The sequence below is a fragment of the uncultured Hymenobacter sp. genome (assembly GCF_964242765.1).
Taxonomy (GTDB): Bacteria; Bacteroidota; Bacteroidia; order Cytophagales; family Hymenobacteraceae; genus Hymenobacter.
Genome location: NZ_CAXTBM010000036.1, coordinates 41214 through 63300, shown reverse-complemented (window position 1 = coordinate 63300; position 22087 = coordinate 41214). Strand labels below are relative to the sequence as shown.

At 54.7% G+C, this 22087-nt stretch carries 15 protein-coding genes, 1 tRNA gene and 1 pseudogene; 6 read left to right on the top strand and 11 right to left on the bottom strand.

The features are described from left to right. A pseudogene (locus ACFE7X_RS15505) lies at positions 1–239 on the bottom strand (peptidase M23); the annotation flags it as partial. A 214-nt stretch (positions 240–453) separates the two neighbouring features. Here ACFE7X_RS15505 and ACFE7X_RS15500 point away from each other — a divergent pair. Together ACFE7X_RS15500 and ACFE7X_RS15495 are read left to right on the top strand one after the other, a co-directional pair. Next, positions 454–1560, top strand: coding sequence for a 2Fe-2S iron-sulfur cluster-binding protein (locus ACFE7X_RS15500; protein WP_375436591.1), 1107 nt, complete (start codon positions 454–456; stop codon positions 1558–1560). Positions 1561–1724: 164 nt separating this feature from the next. After that, entirely contained in the window at positions 1725–3467 is a 1743-nt protein-coding gene (locus ACFE7X_RS15495; RefSeq protein WP_375436590.1) for a M3 family oligoendopeptidase, read from the top strand. A 476-nt stretch (positions 3468–3943) separates the two neighbouring features. Here the strand turns inward: ACFE7X_RS15495 and ACFE7X_RS15490 are convergent, their stop codons facing one another. Next, positions 3944–4495 (bottom strand): hypothetical protein, encoded by a 552-nt coding sequence (locus tag ACFE7X_RS15490; RefSeq protein WP_375436589.1) that lies wholly within the window; start codon positions 4493–4495, stop codon positions 3944–3946. Between the two features lie 416 nt (positions 4496–4911). Between ACFE7X_RS15490 and thiL the strand changes: the two genes are divergently transcribed. After that, entirely contained in the window at positions 4912–5943 is a 1032-nt protein-coding gene (gene thiL / locus ACFE7X_RS15485; RefSeq protein ID WP_375436588.1) for a thiamine-phosphate kinase, read from the top strand. A 126-nt stretch (positions 5944–6069) separates the two neighbouring features. Here the strand turns inward: thiL and ACFE7X_RS15480 are convergent, their stop codons facing one another. Then, on the bottom strand, positions 6070–6444 hold the full coding sequence (locus ACFE7X_RS15480) for a hypothetical protein (protein ID WP_375436592.1): 375 nt from the start codon (positions 6442–6444) through the stop codon (positions 6070–6072). Positions 6445–6484: 40 nt separating this feature from the next. On the opposite strand from ACFE7X_RS15480, the gene ACFE7X_RS15475 reads away from it, so the two are divergent. Then, entirely contained in the window at positions 6485–6916 is a 432-nt protein-coding gene (locus ACFE7X_RS15475; protein WP_375436587.1) for a hypothetical protein, read from the top strand. Positions 6917–6927: 11 nt separating this feature from the next. Here the strand turns inward: ACFE7X_RS15475 and rlmD are convergent, their stop codons facing one another. From rlmD to ACFE7X_RS15460, 3 genes are all read right to left on the bottom strand, one after another. After that, complete coding sequence (rlmD, locus tag ACFE7X_RS15470) at positions 6928–8337, bottom strand: 23S rRNA (uracil(1939)-C(5))-methyltransferase RlmD (protein ID WP_375436586.1); 1410 nt, start codon at positions 8335–8337, stop codon at positions 6928–6930. 265 nt (positions 8338–8602) lie between these two features. Then, on the bottom strand, positions 8603–13828 hold the full coding sequence (locus ACFE7X_RS15465) for a gliding motility-associated C-terminal domain-containing protein (protein WP_375436585.1): 5226 nt from the start codon (positions 13826–13828) through the stop codon (positions 8603–8605). A gap of 100 nt (positions 13829–13928) precedes the next feature. Then, entirely contained in the window at positions 13929–16175 is a 2247-nt protein-coding gene (locus tag ACFE7X_RS15460) for a GEVED domain-containing protein (RefSeq protein WP_375436584.1), read from the bottom strand. A 212-nt stretch (positions 16176–16387) separates the two neighbouring features. Between ACFE7X_RS15460 and ACFE7X_RS15455 the strand changes: the two genes are divergently transcribed. Continuing rightward, positions 16388–17191 carry an SDR family oxidoreductase gene (locus ACFE7X_RS15455; RefSeq protein WP_375436583.1) on the top strand — a complete coding sequence of 268 codons (804 nt, stop codon included), beginning with the start codon at positions 16388–16390 and terminating at the stop codon, positions 17189–17191. 108 nt (positions 17192–17299) lie between these two features. Here ACFE7X_RS15455 and ACFE7X_RS15450 read toward each other — a convergent pair whose 3' ends face one another. After that, positions 17300–18016 carry an SH3 domain-containing protein gene (locus ACFE7X_RS15450; protein WP_375436582.1) on the bottom strand — a complete coding sequence of 239 codons (717 nt, stop codon included), beginning with the start codon at positions 18014–18016 and terminating at the stop codon, positions 17300–17302. Between the two features lie 80 nt (positions 18017–18096). Here ACFE7X_RS15450 and ACFE7X_RS15445 point away from each other — a divergent pair. Then, a tRNA-Lys gene (locus tag ACFE7X_RS15445) sits at positions 18097–18172 on the top strand. A gap of 453 nt (positions 18173–18625) precedes the next feature. Here the strand turns inward: ACFE7X_RS15445 and ACFE7X_RS15440 are convergent. The 4 genes from ACFE7X_RS15440 to ACFE7X_RS15425 all read right to left on the bottom strand — a co-directional run bounded on the left by ACFE7X_RS15440 (position 18626) and on the right by ACFE7X_RS15425 (position 22064). Next, positions 18626–18913, bottom strand: a complete 288-nt coding sequence (locus tag ACFE7X_RS15440) for a hypothetical protein (protein ID WP_375436581.1) — start codon at positions 18911–18913, stop codon at positions 18626–18628. Positions 18914–19024: 111 nt separating this feature from the next. Then, complete coding sequence (locus ACFE7X_RS15435) at positions 19025–19324, bottom strand: hypothetical protein (RefSeq protein WP_375436580.1); 300 nt, start codon at positions 19322–19324, stop codon at positions 19025–19027. Positions 19325–19736: 412 nt separating this feature from the next. Further along, positions 19737–20189 (bottom strand): hypothetical protein, encoded by a 453-nt coding sequence (locus tag ACFE7X_RS15430; RefSeq protein WP_375436579.1) that lies wholly within the window; start codon positions 20187–20189, stop codon positions 19737–19739. Positions 20190–21308: 1119 nt separating this feature from the next. Then, a complete protein-coding gene (locus ACFE7X_RS15425; RefSeq protein ID WP_375436578.1) occupies positions 21309–22064 on the bottom strand; it encodes an SDR family oxidoreductase in 756 nt (251 codons plus the stop codon). Positions 22065–22087: the final 23 nt, after the last annotated feature.

Below are 22087 nucleotides of genomic sequence, written 5' to 3'. Positions count from 1 at the left end.
GGACTGCGGCGGTAGATAACGCGGTTTGCGAGGTAGCCCCCTACACCAATGTGCGCCTCCTGCTCGGCTAGCAGCTGCGCTACTAGTGCTTCAAAGTCGGCGGTGTCGCGCAGGTCAGCGTCATGTAGGAGAGGGTTTTTGGCGGTGAAGTCGAGGCGGGCCACGTCGGGGGCGTTCAGGTTGACGGGCAGGATAGAATGAAATTCGTGCTGGTGACGCTCAAGAAGTTCGGCGAGCATAGTAGATCAGGGAGATAAACCAAAGTGGGACGGCCCTACCGTGCGCCGAAATAAAGGCAGCGGGTAGTACAATATCTTGTACGGGGCGTCGTAGGGCTGCAAGCTAAAGCATCCGGTACAGAATCCCGTAATTTGCAATTCCTCTAAACCCTTCGGGGTAGGGCATAGTTATCATCCTGCTTCAAAAAACAAGCCTCTAGTTTCTGCGCACCCAATGAGCACACCGTACCTATCACTCAACGTCGTCGAACTCACGCGGGAAACCGACGACGCTGTTACTATTCATCTGGAACATCCGAGCCGTCAAATAATTGCCAGCGAAGCCGGGCAGTTTCTGACGTTGATATTGCCCTGTGGCCCCGGTGGTAAGAAAGAGCGGCGGGCCTACTCGCTTAGCAGCACGCCGAGCGAAGCCCCGCGTTTGTCGGTCACGGTGAAGCGCGTGACGGGCGGGCTCGTCAGCAATTACCTGCTCGATACGGTGCGAGTAGGCCAGCAGCTAGAGGCAATGGCACCGCTAGGCAACTTCACGCTTAAAGCCAGCCCCAAATCGGCGCGTTCGTTGGTGCTAGTGGGTGCTGGCTCCGGCATCACCCCCTTGATGAGCATGCTCAAGGCGGTGCTGCGCGAAGAGCCGCAAAGCCATGTGCTCTTGGTATATGGCAACCGCAACGAGAAGTCGGTGATTTTCAGTGAGCAACTCCGGCAACTGGAAGCGCAATATGCAAGCCGCTTTCAGGTCGAACACGTATACAGTCAGCCAGTTGGGCCAGTGTCGGCGCATCAGCACATCGGTCGTCTGAACCGGACTACGTTGCTGCGGATTCTGGAACAGCGCCATCAGTTTCCGGCTTCGCAGGCCGAGTATTTTCTCTGCGGTCCGGAAGGCATGATGCTGGAAGTGAAAGCGGCCCTCGACTTGTTGGGCGTGCCCGATAGCCGCATCCGCCGCGAGAGTTTCGTGGCCGCCGCCGAAACGCAAGAAGCCAGCGCCACCCAGCCCAACGGCCACGGCGACGTATCGGCCGACGATGACGACCAAATCAAGACCCGTACCGTAACCATCAACTACGAAGGCTCGGAATACCAATTCGAGGTGACGCCCAGCCAAACGGTGCTGGAAGCCGCTCTGGATCAGGATATTGACTTGCCTTATTCCTGCCAAGCAGGATTGTGCACGGCTTGCCGGGGGAAGTGCCTCTCGGGCAAAGTCCACCTCGATGAGCGCGAAGGGTTGTCGGATTCGGAAATGAAACAAGGCTACGTGCTTGTGTGCGTTGCCCATCCACTCACTAGCGACGTAGTAATCGAAATCGACTAGAACACGACTTGGCGCGTTCCTGTGGGGAGTTGAAAATTTCCCTGAAAAATATGCAAACCACGCGCTTGTTGTTCATCTGAACCTAAAATAGTGGTTCTTCACGCTTTGCTGCTTGCAAGACCAAACCGCACCGTACCGGAAAACTTTCCGTATATTCTTTCCTTATGACGCCCACTACTGAACTTGCTGCCGCTTCGGCCACCGAAACCCAGCGTCCACCACGGCACTACTTACCTGAAGATTTTCATGTGACGGATTGGGCAGCGCTGGAGCCCTTCTTCGTGGAACTAAGGGAGCGGACTCTCACCTCCGGCGCGGAACTGGAACGTTGGCTGCTCGACCGTTCGGAGTTAGAAGCCGCTTTAAGCGAAGATTTGGCTTGGCGCTATATCCGCATGACCTGCGATACGCAGGACGAGGAGCGGGCTGCCGCTTTTCAGTATTTCGTGAGTGAGATTGAGCCCAACGTGGCACCCCACGACCACGCCCTCAACGAGAAAATGATGAGTTCGGACTTTCTACCCGAACTCGACCCTCGCAAATACCGCGTGTTTCTGCGTTCGGTGCGGCAGGCGCTGGAAATCTACCGGGTGGAAAATATTCCGCTCAAAACCGAAATCAGCACCAAGCAGCAGCAATACGCTGCCATTGCCGGCGCTATGACGGTGACGCTAGATGGTGAAGAAATGACCCTGCCGCGCGCCGCCGACCGCCTCAAGAGTCCTAACCGCGCGATGCGTGAGGAAGCCTACCGCTCGATTCAGGCGCGCCGCTTGCGCGATGCCGAGCCGCTCGATGTGCTGTTTACAGAACTCGTGGGCTTGCGCCACCGGGTAGCTCTGAACGCGGGCTTTGTCAATTTCCGGGATTATATGTTCGCGGCGCTTGGCCGTTTCGACTACACTCCGCAGGATTGTTTGGCTTTCCATAAAGCCATTCGCGAAACGGTAGTGCCGCTCATCGACGACCTGGATCTGGAGCGGCGACAAGACCTGGGGCTGGCTGAGTTGCGGCCTTGGGACCTAGATGTAGATGTGTCGGGTAAGGCCCCGTTGCGGCCTTTCGACACCGGAGAAGAGCTGTTAGAAAAGACCATCACGGTGTTCCAAAACTTGGACCCGTACCTCGGCGACTGTTTGCGCACCATGCGCCACATGGGCCAACTGGATTTAGAGTCGCGCAAGGGCAAAGCGCCCGGCGGCTACAACTACCCGCTCGACGAAACCGGGGTGCCCTTCATTTTCATGAATGCCACCAGCTCCCTGCGCGACGTGGTAACTATGCTGCACGAAGGTGGGCACGCCGTCCATTCTTTCTTGACGCGCAACCTCCCGCTTGGTGCCGACAAACATCCACCGTCTGAGGTGGCAGAGCTAGCTTCTATGAGTATGGAGCTGATGAGCATGGACCACTGGGGCGTGTTCTTCACCGACTCGGATGATTTGCGCCGCGCCAAAAAAACGCACCTCGAGAGTGTGCTCGAAACCTTTCCTTGGGTGGCTACTATCGATAAGTTTCAACATTGGGTCTACGAAAATCCGCAGCACACGGAAGCGGAGCGGCACCAGCGCTGGACCACCATTTTCGATGAGTTCAACCAGCGTACGGTAAGCTGGAAAGGATTGGAAAGCTTTAAACCGTACTTGTGGCAGAAGCAACTGCACCTCTACGAGGTGCCCTTTTATTACATTGAGTACGCTATGGCCCAACTCGGCGCTATTGCCGTGTGGCGTAATTTCCGCCAGAATTCTCAGGAGGGACTCGAAGCCTACAAGCGCGCCTTGGCTTTGGGCTACACCGCGCCCATCGGCGAAATCTACGCCGCCGCCGGCATCCGTTTTGATTTCAGCACCGATTACCTACGTACGCTTGCTGACTTCGTGCGCGAAGAAATGGCGAAACTGTAATAAAACAGCTTCCGGGTTGAAAACAGAAGGCGCAGCAGTTGTAACTGTTGCGCCTTCTGTTTTCAACCCGGAAGCTGTTTTATGTTTAAGTCCTTTATTCCTAGAAACAATGCAAAGGCACCTCACTCGGTGTCGGGCCTAAGGCTTGTTGTGCTCGGATGGGCACCAAGCCGTTCACAATTAAAGCATTGTACGCCTTTGCTGCACCTACGAACGTTGCCTATCGCACGGGGCAGATAGAGATAGTATGCACTGGACGTAAAAAAAGCGGCCGGAAAACTCCGGTCGCCTTTCCACAACCAACTCAACCAACACCAGCGGCACGGCGGCCGCTGGCTGTAATAGGAAGAGCTTGTGGATCGAGTGTCGGTTGCATGAGGATAGATAAAAAAGTGTTTTTCTCTGTTAGTCAGGGAATTAAAATAAAAAGCCTGCTCAGCAATCAGTCGAGCAGGCTTTTTAAAATGGCCAGAATTCTATTCGGGCAACTCGAAGAGGGGGAGCGGGGTTAATTGTTTGTACTTGCCTCCCAAGCTTTGCAACTCAGCTTGGCGAAGCTGGAGGTAGTTGTTGAATTTTTTGGCGGCTTGGTCGTATTTCACCCGGTAGCCTACCACTTGCCCGTCGTACTGCCCAATGGTGTCTAGCGTATTCAGGGCGGTGCTACTGGGGGCGGGGCCGTCGGGGCGCGAAGTCATCGTGCGCAATACGCTTAACACCGAATCCTGGGCCGAATCATAACGGTCGATTTGGGTGGACTGCATGGTGAGTTGCTGATAACGTAGCGTTTTGAGCCGGTTGTTGGCTTGAGTGAGTTGTTGAAGCTGTTGCTTATCGGCCGCAGGCCAACGCTCTAGTTCGTTCAGCATTTGGTTGATAGCCGTAATTTTGGCATCGTCGCTGGCTATCATTTGGGCCCAGCGCGTGTCGACGGAGTCGCGCAATACGTCGAGCTGTTGTTTGGCGGCCGTGGCCGAAGCTGGATCGAGGGCTTTGGGGGGACGGTTGCAAGCGGCTAAGGTGGTCATTAGCAGCAGTACAAGCCAGGCAGTTTGTTTAAGCACGGGTTTTACGTATAAAATCAACGAATCGGTGAAGCAAGAACAGCAACGGGAAGCGAAGTAAGCAGGTTAATGTAGTATTTGTTGGCCTTCGCGTAAGCATTTAATTATTTACTCTGGGCCACAACGCATAGTCAGGGCTTGATAGTGCCCTCAGGTACAACCAAGTCTGTCGGCTAGGTTGAAACTATGGTGGAAGCTGTTCGTTGTTGCTACAAGTGATGCACGAGGGGGACGCATAAAAGCAGCTTTCCGCTAGCTAGCCGAACGCCGCTGCCTGCGCCTGCCTACCTTTGCGGCCCGACTGTGTCGGCTATCGGCTGCGTGTAAAGCCAGGTCGCCAATCAACGAAATCAATTTAAATCAGCGCCAATCAGTGTCTTATGAGTGACATCACGCCTCTCGATAGTGTAGGAGAATTTGGCCTTATCCGCCGCATCCAAGATACTATCACGCTTCGCCAACCTAGTACCAAGCTGGGTATCGGTGACGACGCCGCTATTGTGGCTCCCCCAACTGGCCACGAGGTGGTAGTCAGTACCGACATGCTAGTAGAAGGTGTGCACTTTGATCTTACCTTTTGCCCGCTCAAGCACTTGGGCTACAAGGCGGTGGCCGTCAATGTATCGGATGTGGCAGCTATGAATGCCATACCCACCCAGATTGTGGTGGCGCTCAGTATTGGCGCTCGGTTTTCGGTGGAAGCTGTGCAGGAGCTTTACGAAGGCATGCGCCTCGCCTGCGAAGCCTACGATGTAGACATCGTGGGCGGCGACACCACCGCCAGCCGTGGCGGCCTCACCATTAGCATTACTGTGCTAGGGCAGGTGGCCGCCGGCAAGGCCGTGCGGCGGAGTGGCGCTGGCCCCAACGACCTGCTTTGCGTAACCGGCGACCTTGGCGGCGCTTACCTCGGCCTGCAAGTGCTGGAGCGCGAAAAGCAAGCCTGGCAAGCCGACCCTGAAACCCAGCCCGAACTCGGCAAGTATCCCTACGTGCTTCAGCGTCAGCTTCGCCCCGAGGCGCGCATGGACGTAATTCACGAACTGCGCGACTTGGCTATACTACCTACCAGCATGATCGACATTTCCGACGGCTTGGCTTCGGAAGTGTTGCACCTCTGCCAGGCCAGCAATACAGGGGCCCGCATTTTCTCGGAAAACCTGCCTATTGCCAACCCCACGCTGGAAGTGGCCGAGGAGTTCAACCTCGACCCCATCATGTGCATGCTCAACGGTGGCGAAGACTACGAGTTGCTCTTCACCGTCCCTCTCGCCGCCCACCAACTCCTCAAAAACCACCCCGACATTACCATTATCGGCCACATGGTGGAGAAGAGCGAAGGCACTAATCTCATCACCAAATCCGGTCAGCCTGTGCCGCTCCGGGCACAAGGGTTCAACCACTTCGGGTAGTTAGCATAGCACCCCAAAGAACCTGACGGCGCACTAACGGCCAGCCTAGAACAATCTTCACTGTTCTGGGCCGGCCGTTAGTGCGCCGTCAGGTTCTTTGGGGTGTTTAGGATAAGAAGGCAAGTCTTAATCCTCTGGATAGGGAATGTACACGAAGTTGGTGAACTCCTTGTCCAGCACAAACAGGCAACAGTATTCATCTGGGTCCTTGTAGGTGGACTGGAAGGCTTCGACGCCCTCGGTACCGACGATGCCTTGTTGCACGAACAGCTCCAGAAAAGAGGCAAACACGTGCCATTCTAGGCTCAACTCATCAGCGTTAACGAGCAAGCTGCCAAGAGCTACCTCCTGGCGGGCGAAAACGAAAATAGGGTACTTCGAAATATCCATCTTCCGCACCTGAGAAGAAGCTTCGAGCAGCGTATCAGAAACGGTGGCGAAGTCCTTGGTGATGGTGCCGAGATATTTGCCGTTCAGTTCGGGGTCGTTGGCGTAGTCCATGTGGGTATTATCTTGCTGGTCATACAAAGAGAGCAGCACTATGATTTGGGAAATTCAATCTTATGCAGGTGTAGGACCAATTATATTCGGAATGCAACGCATAGCTGTCCAAAAATTATTTGAGGAAAAGCCAAACTCCTTTTTCAAAGCTGATCAGATAACCCTCACGGACTATTATACACAGGCAGGTGTTTTTGTTTACTACGATGAAACTGAGGCTTGCAATGCTGTTGAGTTTACCAAACCAGCCAACGTTAAGTGGCAAGAGAAACAGTTATTATCTCTGCCACTCGGAAAATTACGCGACTATATGCGAAGTCAAGACAACATGTTAGAAGAAGACGAAAGTGGTTTTACTTCTTACAAGAACGGTGTGGGTGGCTATACAGAAGATATAGACGATCTTGACGAATCAGTCGAAACAATTATTTGCTTCCAGCAGGGCTATTATGCTACTGCACTCATAAGCTAAAAGCAGCTACACTACCGCAGCTCCAGCGCCACCACATTCTCTACGTGGTGCGTGTGGGGGAACATATCCACCGGCTGCACGCGGGTTACCCAGTACGCCTCGTCCAGTAGCTCCAAATCCCGCGCCTGAGTGGCGGGGTTGCAGCTGACGTACACGATGCGGGGAGCACGCATTTCGAGTAGGCGGCGCACCACGTCTTCGTGCATGCCGGCGCGGGGTGGGTCGGTGATGACCACGTCAGGACGGCCGTGCTGGGTTATGAACTCGGCGTTGAGCACGTCCTTCATGTCACCGGCGTAGAATTCGGTGTTGTTGACGCCGTTGATTTCCGAGTTGATGCGGGCATCCGCTACGGCTTGCTCCACATACTCAACGCCCACTACGTGCCGGGCCTGACGGGCCACGAAATTGGCGATGGTGCCAGCGCCGGTATAGAGGTCATACACCAGCTCGTCGCCGGTGAGTTGGGCGAAGTCGCGGGCTACTTTGTAGAGGTTGTAGGCGCCTTCGGAGTTGGTTTGGTAGAATGATTTCGGGCCGACGCGGAAACGCAGGCCTTCCATTTCCTCGTGGATGTGCGGCTCCCCTTTGTAGCACACTACTTCCAGGTCGTGGAAGGTTTCGTTGCCTTTGTCGTTGAGGACGTAGTTGAGGGAGGTGATTTGCGGGAACCGTTCGTGCAAATAATCCAGCAGCGGCAGCAGGGCATCGTGAGCGTAGTAGCACTGCAAAATCACCATCAGGTCGCCGCTGTTGGCGGTCCGGATAATCAGGTTGCGCAGGAAGCCCTGCTGGGTCACCAGGTTGTTGAAGGGCAGATCATGCTGGCGGGCATAGTCGCGGACCGCCAGCCGGATCTGGTTGCTGGGGTCGGGCTGAAGCCAGCAGTGGTTCACGTCCAGAATCTTGTCGAAGCGAGCCGGAGTGTGGAAGCCAAGCACGCGCCGCTCGTAGTTCTCGCCGGAGCTGATTTGCTCGTTGGTGAGCCAGCCATTATGGCTGAACGTGTATTCGAGCTTGTTGCGGTAGTACGTCTGATCGGGTGAAGGCAGAATAGGCTGAATCTCGGGTAGCGCTACTTTCCCGATGCGCTGCAACGTATCCGTTACTTGCTGCTGCTTGAATTGCAGCTGCGTCTCGTAGCCCAAGTGCTGCCACTTGCAGCCCCCGCAGGTGCCGAAATGCTCACAAAACGGCTGCACCCGCAGGTCGGAATATTTATGAAATCGGGTTGGTACGGCTTCCAGGTAGTTCTTGCGCGACTTGCTGATGCGCAAATCCACCACGTCGCCGGGCGCCACATGGGTCACGAATACCACCAGATTATCAATGCGCACGAGGCATTTGCCTTCGGCAACCATGTCTTGAATTTCAACTTCGCGCAGGGCCTGCGCGGGAATGTTTTTAGCGGCTTTATTCACGCCGCAAAGGTAATCACGGATTCAGCCGGATTTCGGATTTTACGGATTTTGTCGGTTGGCGTAGTCTAACGTCGTCGAATATACTCGCCAGCTTTCTACCACCGTGCTAGGTGCAAATTCATTCGAACGGTAGCAACCGTATTACCAGCAGGAAGGAAGCTGTACTATCACAAATCTGCACAACAAAAAAGGCGCTTCAGATGAAGCGCCTTTTCCAATCCGATAAAACTCAGGTTAAACCAAGAAAATCAGCTAAGCCCGTGGCTTATTTCATTACTTCAAACCAGCCTTTGTACGACCGACCACCTGCCAATTGAAGTTGGTAGTAGTACACGCCAGCCGGAGAGTTGGCCCCATCGAAGGTGTTGCGGTAGTTACTGGTCTTATATACCTCCTTGCCCCAACGGTTGAATACGGTGAGTGTCGTGTTGTACAACTCCACGTTCTTCACAATGAACTGGTCGTTAAGGCCGTCGCCATTGGGCGTCACCACGTTATAAAATACCAAGTCGTTGGCAAACGCCACGCAGGCAGAGTTAGAAGACGAAGCCGGCGTACCGGCGGTGGCGCTTATGGCTTGCACCCGGAAGCACTGGTCGAAGCCAGCACTGCCGGTGGTGAGCGTGGCGTCGGTAACGGTGGCGGCTACGGTCTGCACCAACTCCTCGGTGCCGTTGCTGACGCGACGGAAAATCTGATATTCCTGCACCGCGAAGCCTACATACGGATTCCACGCCACGGTTACTTTGCCCTCATCTCGACCAGTTCCACCTTCCGCGGCGGTGGCCTGCGCACGAATCGTGGTGTGTTGCGTGCTGCCAAGCAAGGTGCCGCAGGCGTTGGTCAACTCCAGGCGGTACTCGTAGGCGCTGGCATCGGCATCCACTCCCGTATCGGTGAAGTTGGTGGCGGTAGTGGCCGCGCTGCCCACGGGGGCGAAAGCGCTAGTGCTGCCCGCCGGACGACGCATGATGTTCAGGCGGTTGGTGTTGCCAGTGTTGTTGGGCACGCTGAGGATTAAATTAACCCGGCGGTCATCCTGCGGATCGACGGAAGCTACTACCAAGTTGGTGCTAGCGTTGTCGGGACGCACAGTGAAGGTAGCGGCGCAGTTGGCGCTGGTTGTCTCGGTTACTTGGATAGTAGCCAGGGCGCTGCCTGTTGGGAAGTCAACGCGGATAGTCGGTGAGTTTTGGCCGCTGACAAGGATGCCGCCCGTTACAATCCACTGATAAACGGCACCCGATTGGCCTGTGCCTACGGTGTAGCTGAGGCCAGTGCGCGCTTCGGGGCAGTAGCTGGCCGGGCCACTAATGGCAAGGATAGGCACTACGGTGAAGGTTTTGGTGTAGAGCGGGCCGGCGCAGAGACTGGCGTTGGTTTCGCGGGCCGTGAGCGTGTAGGAACCGACGGTTGGCGTTGGCAGCGTGACTGTATTGCTAGCACTGGCAACGGTAGCGTTGTTCAACTGAAATTGGTAAGTAGAAGCTGTTCCGCCCGGCAGCGAGAAGCTTAAGTTGCCGCCCGTCGCGCAAACCTGAGTTGGCCCACTAATAGCCAGGTTTGTGGCGGGGGAAGGCCGCACCGTTACGTACAGCGTGTCGCTCTGACCCAGGCAGCGGCCCCCGGTCGGGTTGCTGGATTCCGTCACAACGAGCTTGGCAATACCGGGGCGGGTGAAGTTCACCTGAACCGTGTTTTGATTGGTGCCCACCTGAGTGCCTCCCACAATTCGCCAGCCATAGGAGGAGCCGTTCGTGAGCAAGGTTTGATACGTGAACGGACCATCCGCCAAGCACACAGTCAACGGGCCAGTTGGCCGCTGCGTAACAAGCTGTTGGTTGACGCGCACCGGGAACGTGACTGTATCCGAAGAGCACCCAAGCGAGTTCAGATGGAAGGCCTTCACGCTAGCGGTAGCGGAGGCCGTGCCCCAGTTCACGGTAATAGCCGCCGTACCTTGGCCACCCGCTATAGTACCACCCGTCACGAGCCATTGATAGCCGGTGCCCTGCGCATTACGGACCGAATAGGCCACTCCTTGCACCGTGGGGCACACCGAAGTGGAACCCTGGATACTGTCGGGCAGCGGACGCGGATTCACGGTGATGCGCACCGTATCGCGGGCTATGCAGCTTTGGGTCGTGGTGGCCGTCACCACATACGTGAGTGTAAGTGGATTCTGGGTGTTGTTCACGCCCGTGAAAGTGGGTTGGGCAGATGTGGCGCTGCTCAGGTTGGTAGCCGGGCTCCACTGGTAGGTGTAGCCCGTCAGAGCCGTGGTACCGAGTGTTGTGCGCTTGCCGTCGCAAACCGCCGCATCGGCACCCGCATTGGCTACTGCCGCGGGGTTGACTGTTACGCGTACCGTGCTGGTATTCACACAACCTTCAGCAGTGGTGGCTGTGAGGGTATACGTAAGCAACTGCGGCGTAGTGCCCGTGTTGATTTGCGAGAAAATAGGCTGCGCGGCGGTGGCGCTGCTCAAGCCACTAGCCGGGCTCCAGGCATAGGTGTAGCCGGTAAGTGAGGCCGAACCCAGGGTTGTCTGGTCGCCGGAGCATAGGGCGCGGTCGGTGCCGGCATTGGCAATGGCCGTTGGATTAACGGTGACTCGCACCGTATCCCGTGCTACGCAGCCGTTGCTGGTAGTGGCCGTCAGGATGTAACTCAGAACCTGTGGTGCAGTGCCAGTGTTCGGTAAAGTTAAGGTGGGGCTGGCACTAGTAGCGCTGCTTAAGCCTGTGGCTGGGCTCCAAGCGTAGGTGTAGCCCGTCACGGCCGAGGCACCCAACGGGGTAGCAACACCCGAGCACACGGCCCGGTCCGCACCTGCTGCTGCTACGGCGGCTGGATTCACGGTTACGCGCACGGTGCTTATGTTGGTGCAGCCCTCAGTGGTGGTAGCCGTTACGGTGTAGCTCAGGATTTGCGGAGTAGCACTGGTGTTCGTGAGCGTCAGAGTTGGCGTAGCGGCGCTAACATTACTCAAGCCCGTAGCCGGACTCCAGGCGTAGCTATAGCCCGTCAGGGCTGCCGAGCCAAGCGTGGTAGCAACGCCCGAGCACACAGCCCGGTCCGTGCCTGCGTTGGCAATGGCAGCCGGATTCACGGTTACGCGAACAGTGTCGCGGGTTACGCAGCCGCTGCTGGTCGTCACGGTCAAAATATACTGGTTGACAATGGGGGCCGCGGTGGTGTTGGTTAGCGTGACGTTGGCAGTGGCACCGCTCAAGGTGCTCAACCCAGCAACTGGGCTCCAGACATAGGTGCTGCCGGCTACGTTACTGGCAGCATCACCAAGAACGGCGGTGCCACCCGAACAAAACACTCGGTCAACTCCCGCCTGTGCCACGGCTGCCGGATTCACTAGCACCGTCACAGTGTCGCGGGCTATGCAGCCCGAGGCGGTGGTAGCCGTTACTACGTACCGTAAAGATTGGGACGCAGTGCCTGTATTTGTGAACGTGAGCGAAGGCTGCGCGGCCGTGGCACTGGTCAGGTTAGTGGCCGGGCTCCACTGGTAGGTGTAGCCCGTGAGGCCCGCAGTGCCCAGCGTGGCCGCTACTCCCGAACAAACCGTGGCATCCGCCCCCGCGTTGGCTACTGCCTGCGTGTTCACCGTCACAGTTACCGCCCGCGAGTTAATGCACGTTCCGTCCGTCGTAGTGACGGTGTAGGTGGTCGTAACGGAAGGCGTAACCGTGATGCTGGCTCCCGTGAAGGTTTGGCCTGTGTTACTGGTCCAGGTGTAGCTGGTGCCGCCCGAAGCGGTAAGGGTAGTGGAAGCGCCTTGGCAAATAGTGGCGTTGGTGGGCGTCACGGCCAGTGCGCCGGCTGGCCGCACGTCAATAGTGCGCGACACCGAATCGGTGGGGCAGTTTAGCGCCGAGACGCCGCGCACCGTCACGCGGCCCGCGCCGGTGCCATTCCAAAGGACCTGCACCATGTTGCCGGTGTTGGAACCCTGAATAGTACCGCCTTGCACGGTCCAGCGGTAGGAACTAGCCGTGGGTCCGCTTGCCGTGTAAGGCCGCGGAGTGGTTCGGTCGCAGATAACGGCTTCCCCCGTAATGCCCGTTGGGCCGGCCGCTTTCGTTACCAGAATCTGAAACACTTCGGCCACGGTTTTGGCACCGCACGCCACGTCGGTAGCCGTTATTACCACATCGTAAGGCGTGTTACGGGCGTTGCCGCACTGGCTATTGAACACGAACTGGCTGTTTACACTGCCATTGGCGCCCTGCACCGTGGCACTACCCGTAGGCGCCCCCGGTAGCACCGTTCCTTGGCTGCCGCCGAAGGTGGCGTTGAAGGGACCCGTACCATCGAGCAGGACACTATTAGCCCTCAGATTGATAGGATTGCCGTCGGCGTCGGTGGCGGCTAGGTTGAAGGTGAGGGGTTGACCTTCCTGAACAGTGAACGTGCGGGTGACTACCGTAGCCGGCGTAAACTGCGGCGAATTATTGGGCTGACAGGTGCGCGATACCAGTTGAATCTCGCGGCGCGTCGAGCCAATCAACACCTCATTGCCATTGATGGAGCGGTACTCTTTCACCTCCACGGCTACCACGAACCGGCCCACACGAGAAGTAGCGTAGCGGCTGATGCCGTTGCTGGCATTCAAGAAAGCATAGTTGCCAGGAGTGGTACCGAAAGGATTTGTGGCCGAATAGCCTAGCGCGTACAAAACGCTGGGCGGGGGCGGCGTAAAGGCTTGATTGCTGCCTTGAAAGTCGTTGTAGGGCGTGCTGAACGAATAAATCAGCCGGTCACCGTCAGGGTCTACGGCGTTGTTGACCAGGATGCTGGTGTCGCCCTGGCAGATAACAACAACGGCCGTGTCCGAGAAAGTAGGGGACGTATTGGGTAGCAGCGGCGGGGCCATATCCACGTACAGCGTCTGGTTCTGGCCGCTAGGATTGTTCAGATTGTCGATGTTGAAGTTGCGCGTACCATCGGTGTACACCGCGTAGTAGCCTGAGAGCGACACGGGCAAGTCTACAATCGCCTCGTAGCGGGCCAAGCGCACGGATGGCACCGTGCCTGCCGGAATGCTGCACCCGCCCGGCAGCGGCGGCGTGATACTCGGATTGGAAACACGCGGCAGCCGAAACGTGCCAGCCGGTTGCTGGTCGAACTGAGCAGGACCACCACAAACCAACTGCGCACACGAGAAGCTGTTGGAACCCTGCCCGCTGACAATGCGCTGGCCAGTGGTCTTGTTGTAAAGGTTTAAAAAGATGTTGCAGCGCCCGTCCGGTACGCTCGAAACGGTCTGGGATGGCACTCCCGGGACCGGGCATTCCGAATTTAAATAAATGAGTACCGTAATACGATAACGAAACTGATTACCTGCGGGGCCGTTGGCGCCGAGGTATTGATAAGTCATTTCGCCTCCCAACAAGTGAGAAGCCACCGCTGGCCCTGGGCGCAACCCCGTTAGCAGCAGCAGCAGGAATAAGGCGCGAAGTATAGATTTAGCCATATAGGAAGGTTAGATGATGATCGTTAGCGCTTCGCTGCAACTCACCAACTGCCATTCCTTAGCTGGAAGGCGCAAAAGGCAGTTGGTGAGTTGCAAGCAACTAATAGCCTATTTGAATGCGGCGGGCGGCCATTTTTCCTTCGGCGTTTTGCAGGCGCACCAGATACAGGCCGCGGGGCAGAGTCGAGAGGTCTAACGCAGCTTCTTGATTCGGACCCAGCTTCACCGAAGCCTGCATCACCTGGGCGCCCACCACGTTGTCGATGCGCACGGCGTAGGTGCCGGCCGCAGCGGGGTCGGGGAGGCGCAAGCGTAGGTGGCCGTCGGCCGAGGGGTTCGGGAAGATGGTCAGCGCTGGCATCGTACGCGCCTCAGGCGTAGCCAGCACCAGGTTCAGGCGCACCGAGTAGTCTTCGGTTTCCGAGTTGTTCTGGTTGATCTGGCAGGCGGTAGGTGTAGGCAAGGTATTGAGCCGCACCATCACGCGCATCCGCGTAAAGCCGATGGTGCTAGCGGTAGTCGGGATGGAAATGGGCGCCGTGAAGACCGTGGCCGAAGTTTGTCCGTTCATCACCAGTTCCGACGTTTCGTAGGTGCCGTTACGGTTCCAATCCACCCAGGCCCACAATACATGCTGCTGAAAGTTGGCATTCACGCTCAAACTTAGCGTGGTGCTTTGTCCCTGGTACATGTTTACCACTTGGCTGATGTAATTGCCGTAGCCGCCGGTTGAAGCCGTAGAAGTATTGTCGAGGTCGGCGAAGGCTCCGCGGCGGACGGCCACGTTGGTTAGCCAGATGTTAGCTGTTGTACCCGTGGCCGTGCAATACGACACGCAGGGTTGCATAAATACCACGTGGCTGTTCTGCGTCACCACGTTGTTGCCAAAGGAATTGGTTGCTGTCAGGCTAACGTTGAACACCCCCGCTGTGGAGTAGATGTGCGACGGATTCTGTTGCGTGCTGGTGCTGCCATCGCCGAAATTCCAGAGCCAACTTGTGGGCGCATTGCTGCTTTGGTCGGTGAACTGTACGGGGTTTTGGCAGTTGCCCAGCACGAAATTCGAGGTGAAAGCTGCCACGGGCGGATTGGTGTTCGACAGCACCGTTACGGTGTAGTCCTCCACTTGACCTAACTGCGGGTTGGCGCAGGGGCCACTGGCGCCCCCCACAAAATCGGCTAGCACCCGCAGGCGCAGCGGCACGTTTTTCACAGCCGAGCCCGGAATGCTTAAGGTTCCCGAAGGACTAGCGCGGTTCAACGCGGTGTACAGCAACTCACTGCCCGTGAAAGCGCCATCGTTATTTAAGTCCAGCCACACGCGGGTGTCGTGCGGAGTGGTGCCGCCAGTGATGAGGCTAATCAGCACGGCGGTGCCTTCGGTGAGTTGTACCCGGCTGCCACAGGTGAAGTTCTCGTAGCCAGCTTGCCCATTCAACGAAGTTTTGACGAGTGCGCCCAGCGCGAAACGGGTGATACCGTAGTCGCAGCAATAAGCGGTGGTGGTAGGCGTGCAGGTGGCTACTACGGGCACCGTATTGTTATATACAATGTAGCCCGTGCGAGTGCGCACGTTGGAACCGGTTGCATTAGTTGCCGTTAGCGTCACGGTGTAGGTGCCCGGCGTGGTGTAGCAGTGGTTAGGGTTTTGGAGGGTGCTGGTGGTGTTATCGCCGAAGTTCCAGAGCCAGCTAGTAGGAGCGTTCTGCGTTTGATCGGTGAACTGCACGCAGCCCGAACAAGTCAGCGTCTGGTCGGCCACAAACTCTGCAATGGGGGCGGCCGTATTCGCTACGGCCGTTATAGCGTAGTCTTCGGTTTGCGAGTATTGAGGCGTAGAGCAAGGAGTGGGTACTGGCGAATTTTCCCAGTCGGCGGCGACGCGCAGCCGTAGCCGGGTGTTAAGCACGGTGTTAGCGGGCAGTGAAATAGTACCGCTGTGGAGTTGCATGGCGTTGGAAGAGAAAATCAGTTCCGAGACCGAATTCAAGGTGCCATCGTTGTTGATATCCAGCCACACGCGCACCGTTTCATTGACACCCGCATTGGTACGAATGCTAATAGGGTAGCTCTGGCCTACCGTCAGGGTGGTCCCAATGGTGCAAGCATAGTCCCGAAAACCATCTTGCACCCCAGGCGTGGTGTTGTTGATTGAGCTTAACGTTACGTTCAGAATGCCCATCCCGAAGGCATGGCCGGAAGCTGGTGCCGAACCCGGCGTACACGCATTAGTAGCTGGTGGACATTGGGCCCAGCCCACAATCGGCCCCAGTATTAATTGTAAAACCAGTAAGAAAGCACCCAGCCAAGGAGATGGTAAGCGTTGCGTACGTAAAGTTAGAAGCATAGAATACAGGGGTACAAAATCACATAATAAACTCTAAATGTAGGAACAATGCCCTGACAAAGTGCAGCCTCTTCCAGGGTGGGAGCGATATGTAATTCAATAAGTTCTAAGGGTTAAAAAAATAGATGAATTAGTACCAAATATCGACCGCCTGCCCTGAAATAAGTAGTTTTGCCGACCTGCCTCAAGGCAGGTAACGCATTCTTCTAGGCATGAAAAACAAAGTAGTTCTTATCACCGGCGGCACGTCCGGCATTGGTCGGTCCTGCGCTGTGGCCTTCGGGCAGGCAGGCGCGCGCATCGTTGTTACGGGCCGCGACGAAGCTCGTCTCCAAGACACCGCCCGTGAGCTAACCGAGCTTGGAATTGTACACCACACTGTGCGCGCCGACGTAGGAGTAGAGGAGGACTCCGAGCGGGCCGTGGCGGAAGCTGTTCAGGTGTTTGGTCAACTCGATGTGCTACTCAATAATGCTGGTATAAGCATGCGCGCCCGGTTTCAGGATGTAGACCTCGAGGTTATCCGCCGTTTGATGCAAACCAACTTTTTCGGTACGGTGTACACCACCAAGTTTGCACTGCCCCACCTGCTGGCCAGCAAGGGGTCGGTGGTGGGCGTGAGCAGCATTGCTGGCTACCGGGGCCTACCGGGGCGCACGGGCTATTCCGCTTCAAAGTTTGCTATGCATGGCTTTCTGGAAGCGTTGCGCACTGAACTGCTCCCCCAAGGAGTGCATGTGCTGCTAGCTTGCCCTGGTTTCACCGCTTCCAACATTCGCCAAGTGGCCTTAGCTGCCGATGGCTCCGCCCAGGGCGAGTCACCCCGCGACGAGCAAAAGATGATGACCAGCGAAGAAGTGGCTGGCCACCTGCTCGACGCCGTCCGGCACCGCCGCCGCGACTTGGTGCTCACCAGTCAGGGTAAACTCACCGTTTTCCTAAACAAGTGGTTTCCCAGTCTAACTGATAAGCTAGTTCTCAGCCATTTCCGCAAAGAAGAAAAAGGAGAATTATAAAGCGGCGAGGCAGTGACTAAGTGAGCTTGAAATTTTTACATTCTGGCCGCGTGCACTGCGCAAGCAGAATCAAAACGCACTATTTCACGGGTTTGCCGCCTCGCCGCCCTATTGTACCAGCAGCAGATCCTGGGTGCGGACATACGCTTCCTGGCCCTGCCATTGCACTTGATACCAAGTGTCTTGCTGACCTTGTACAACTAGCCGGTCGCCAGCGGCGGCAGTTGTAAGCCAAGCGGCCCCAGCACTAGGACCAGCCATGAGAGCGGCTCTGGGCCGTACTACCAAGGCGGCCCGCTCAGTGCCTAGTAGGTTGAGATACACCACAGTAAGCACTAGGTAGGAGCCATAGATCATCCACCAGCCGCGGGTTATTCGCTGTCGGCGCACCAGTAGCAGGGTGCCACCTATTACTGCCCCGAGCAACAGCCCTTGCAACCCGAAATAGTAATAGCGCCGAAAAGTGAGTTGCAAGTCCTGTCGCCACGTTTCGGGGTAGCCAGCCAAGCGTTGGTCGCGGGCCAAGTCCGCCATTTTGTGCCAGGTTGCCAACCGAGGTTGCCGGGCCAGGGCCATACTTAAATAATAGAGCGATGCCGGGTAATGACCTAAGCCTTCTTGCACATACGCCATACGCAACAACAAGCGGGGCGACACCAGAGCGTCTTGCCGTAGCAATCCTCGGTATTGCTGATACGCCAACTGATACGCTCCGGCATCGAAGGCTGAGTCAGCTCGGATAAGTTCCGGAGCAACTTTCTGGGCCGTAGCGAATTGAAAGAACCCGAGAGAAAGTAGAAAAAAAAGAAAGAGCTTTTTCAGCAAAACGTTTGGAGCGTAGAAACTAGCCGGCTACTTTTGTGCCACCATTAGCCAATCAAGCAAGTTTTGGTTGCAAAGTAATTGATTCTGTAGCTCAGCTGGTAGAGCAATACACTTTTAATGTATGGGTCCTGGGTTCGAATCCCAGCGGGATCACCAAAACCTCGTTTGCAACCTGCGAACGAGGTTTTTTTGTTAATGGGGCCGATGTTTCATTGTAGTTTATGGGTATTTCAACATGCCAGTGTATCTCAGGCAGTACCAGTAAGCCTTTAGCAACGGCACTTTAGTAAAGGTAGCAAAAGGGGCCTCTACACATTCCAAACACCTTATTAATCCGTTTGTTGCTGTTGCTATGGCAAATGTTACGATGAGTATTTAGGTTTTTGAGAGATGCCGACTTCTAATTGCATGGGACTTTCCTGTTCTAGAATACCATGTATAGCCTAATGATCCATATAGGGTACTTGAAACAGCTTTGTATTTTAAAGTTATAAGAAAATGGACATTTGTCTTTCGCCGTTCTGTCGCTCTTAATTGTGCTTCGATTTAGAAGGATAGCCAGTGAAGGCCTATCGCTCTCTGAGCGCGGTGCAGTATCGTTCTTCCCACTTATTGGGGTGTCCGAGATACGCCATCAATCATATCGCCGAGGTCACTCACCCCCAAGGTGAACATGATAATGACGATGCTCAAGGGGATTTTTACTGCGAGCGGAATAGAAAAACCGGTCTTTTCTTTGAGCTTAGCGTTTGCCGGAGGAAAATAAACGAGCGAAAGAAATAGGTAGACAATTCCTGGAACAGGATGCACCAAAAATATATTCGCTACGCCGATTGCAAAAGTCACTATTCCAAATACCCAACCGAATACATTCCAAACAGTTGATTTGTTATTCATGACTTTTTCTTTGGTAGTTTCTGTGAATGCTTCAACAAATACCTAGATAACGAGTCCATACAAATTGTTCTTCGCGTCGGTACGCTCGTGACAAACGTCATTGAAAGAGTATTAAAAATTATTCATCATCAGATCTATCTTATCGAACAATTCCCCCACACCTAATGATGCCCAAAGAATAAAGAAACCCAAGAGCCATTTTGCCACCCTAGGAATAGAGAAGTTAATTTTTTGCTTAAGAAACATAGTTACCGGAGGGAAGAAAACGAAAGCAAGCAGAGAAATAAAAATTCCAAAGCCGGGGTCATTTCCCCAAAATGTATTCACTATACCAATTGCTAATGCAACCAGGCCAAATAGCCAGCTAGTTAAATCCGAAACAATTGTTGGAACATTCGAAGTGTTGTTCATGGCGTTTTATTTTTAAAATCGAGGTTTTGTTTCCCAAAAACGTTTGAAAAAGGTTTGCTCTATAGATTTATACTCAGCAGCCTTACCAAAAATGAAAATGTTTGAGATTCTAGGTTGCGGCTAATAAAGACTCTACGGGGTGCGCGTAGTATCTTCTGGAGTCTTATCGTATTCGGCCAAACAATTATCGAGCGACTGACAGTCTCTATGAATACAATCACAGAAATCGTAACAAGCCTTGGATTTGTTGCTGTTCTTACATTGCTCCCGGCAATCTTTTATAGTATTTTGCGGCATTATTTCGCAGGCAGTTGTAAATATTAGAACAGTAGTAAATATTGCCAGTATGGGTTTCATTATCTACTTCACTTTACGTGGTTTTCAAAGGTGCAGGTCTAGATTGATTATTAACTTAATAAATTGTTTGTTTATTGAAAGGAAGAATGAATTTTATTTTATCGTAATCCCAACAAAGTAGATATAAATTAGCTAGTACCATCAAGGGAGCCGTAATCCATGAGCCAACAAAGCGCACCGCAAATGTTAGGATACAAATGTTTAATATGATAGGGAAATATATTATTGCTCCGAGAGTTGCCGTGCGCGGAATTAACAATAAACACGCTGCGGTTATCTGCATTACTCCCACAAAGGTGTAGTAGAAGCCGGTTCGATGAAAAGCTTCTAGATAATGGCCCATTGGGTGACAAACGGATAAGTCGGTGAAACGCTCGCCAATAATTTTGACGTAACCCGAAGGCAAAAACCCCATAGCTAGAACTATCCGATTAAAAAGCGCAAAATCCCGAAGCCATCTATTTTGCTTTACCTGAAAATGCAGCCGGTCAAGGGTAGAAGTATTCATAAGCGTTGAGCTTAATTTCGAGATTTATAGAGTGAAACCTGCGACAATACTTCGCTCGACGCCCGGCAATGCCTTTAAAGATGGCGAAGTAAGGGAATGGCCTCTCGACTCTCACCTTCGGAGAGACACCGGACTCCCGCGGCAGATAGCCCAGCAGCTGATGCACCTTGTTCTTGATTCAGCACCTCGAAGTTGCCTAGGCGGATGATGCCCTCGGCCACCTCTTGCAACGTGGCTAGCATGCGCCCCGGCGTCGATGGGCCCGCCCTATTCGGATAGATCGTAAAGAGATTACCAAGTTGTACTTCCACAGTTTTCGGTTTGTAGGTCTGTAAACTCAGCGCCGATAGATGCCTAAAAAGAGCCTAATCGAGTTAAAGCAAACCCGCAGAAGGCAACCAGGCCTACGATGGCTGGTTCCGCTCATTCGCCCAATTGATGAGGTGAGGTAGTCGCTCCGACGATGTGCTCCGCTACACTCACACAATGCTGGCAATCAGCAGGATATACGTAAATTGAATGCTTGGCTTCTCATGCAGGTAGGGAAATGAGGAGTGTGCAGAGGGCAGGAGCAGGGTCTTCGCGTTTTTGTAGCGGACACGTTTTTAGTTTCTGTCATCAGTCGAGAAGTTGCTCGCGACAACTGGCACTAGGTAAGGACGAGGTAAAATCGAATTTCTAGCATTTTTCCTATGGCTGGCAGGTTGTCTACCGAACGGCTAGTCGGCGTGCGTTCCCGTCAAGAGCACGTTAAGTGACCGACCATGATGTGAAGTAAATAAAAGTACTTTGTATTTCAAAGCTATTAAAAATATTTTTGGGTCATTCAAAATTCTTGGGGTAGCCCAAACCAAGCTATTTAGCCTTATAAAGCATGGCAAAAGACAAGAAAAGCAGTTTTTAATCTGGAGCCAGAAACCCAGCGCACTAATGCAGCTGAATCCGCAATGCTCACCCGAGAAAGCAAGGCTCCAAACGAGTAGGAATCAGCCGCCTAATGGCTTTTACATCCGAGACTAGTCATGGATATAACTAGCAACCTTACAGCTGCTCTGCTTACTTGTACCACCTCACCGCAAAACAATAAAAATTGTGAGATAGATGCAGTTGCTTAAGCCCTTATCCGATGGCTCCTCCGTTGACAAGCAGGTGTTGGCCATTGACGAACGAAGCTAAGTCGCTGGCGAAGAACTCCGCTAAGTTGGCCACATCGTCTACAGTGCCTAGGCGGCCCATCGGGCAATTCTCGATCAACACCTTACGGGCTTCCGGGAAAGCGGCCGGGTCGGCGAAGACTCCCGAGCCGTCGATGGCGTAGGGAATAATGGAATTGACCGTCACGCCCCGAGGTCCGATTTCCTTGGCCAGCACCTCCACCACGTAGCGCCCGCCCATTTTGCTGCCCCCGTACACGGCCATGCCCGGCGTGGGGAAGGAGGTGGTGCTGGAGGCCACGTAAATGATGCGCCCGTGGTCGGCCACGTGGCGGGCGGCCTGTTGCAGCGTGAAGTAGGTGCCCTTGGTATTGGTGCCGAACAGTTGGTCGAATTGGGCCTCCGTAAAGTCCGCCACCGGCACTTCCAGCAACTCAACGCCGGCGTTGGCTACCACAATGTCGAGCTTACCCATAGCGGCCAGGCCCTCGGCAAACAGGCGTTCAACGTCGGCCACCTGCGTCACGTCGGCCTGCATGGCAACGGCCCGCCGGCCCATACCCGTTATAGCGCGCACAACCTCGTCGGCCCCGGCTTTGCTTTTCGAATAATGAATAATTACGTCAGCTCCCAAGGCGGCATAGCGCTCGGCAATAGCTTTGCCTAGGCCGCTGGAAGAGCCTGTAATCAGGGCCACCTTGCCCAGTAAGGAAGTGCTCATCAGTGAAATCGAAGTCGAGAAAG

Bases quoted from the DNA above. Each gene is read 5' to 3' on its own strand.
- ACFE7X_RS15480 (WP_375436592.1), bottom strand. From the start codon at position 6,444: ATGGACTACGCCAACGACCCCGAACTGAACGGCAAATATCTCGGCACC.
- ACFE7X_RS15495 (WP_375436590.1), top strand. From the start codon at position 1,725: ATGACGCCCACTACTGAACTTGCTGCCGCTTCGGCCACCGAAACCCAG.
- ACFE7X_RS15465 (WP_375436585.1), bottom strand. From the start codon at position 13,828: ATGGCTAAATCTATACTTCGCGCCTTATTCCTGCTGCTGCTGCTAACG.
- thiL (WP_375436588.1), top strand. From the start codon at position 4,912: ATGAGTGACATCACGCCTCTCGATAGTGTAGGAGAATTTGGCCTTATC.
- ACFE7X_RS15475 (WP_375436587.1), top strand. From the start codon at position 6,485: ATGATTTGGGAAATTCAATCTTATGCAGGTGTAGGACCAATTATATTC.
- ACFE7X_RS15435 (WP_375436580.1), bottom strand. From the start codon at position 19,324: ATGAACAACACTTCGAATGTTCCAACAATTGTTTCGGATTTAACTAGC.
- ACFE7X_RS15460 (WP_375436584.1), bottom strand. From the start codon at position 16,175: ATGCTTCTAACTTTACGTACGCAACGCTTACCATCTCCTTGGCTGGGT.
- ACFE7X_RS15490 (WP_375436589.1), bottom strand. From the start codon at position 4,495: ATGACCACCTTAGCCGCTTGCAACCGTCCCCCCAAAGCCCTCGATCCA.
- ACFE7X_RS15455 (WP_375436583.1), top strand. From the start codon at position 16,388: ATGAAAAACAAAGTAGTTCTTATCACCGGCGGCACGTCCGGCATTGGT.
- ACFE7X_RS15425 (WP_375436578.1), bottom strand. From the start codon at position 22,064: ATGAGCACTTCCTTACTGGGCAAGGTGGCCCTGATTACAGGCTCTTCC.
- ACFE7X_RS15500 (WP_375436591.1), top strand. From the start codon at position 454: ATGAGCACACCGTACCTATCACTCAACGTCGTCGAACTCACGCGGGAA.
- ACFE7X_RS15440 (WP_375436581.1), bottom strand. From the start codon at position 18,913: ATGAATAACAAATCAACTGTTTGGAATGTATTCGGTTGGGTATTTGGA.
- ACFE7X_RS15430 (WP_375436579.1), bottom strand. From the start codon at position 20,189: ATGAATACTTCTACCCTTGACCGGCTGCATTTTCAGGTAAAGCAAAAT.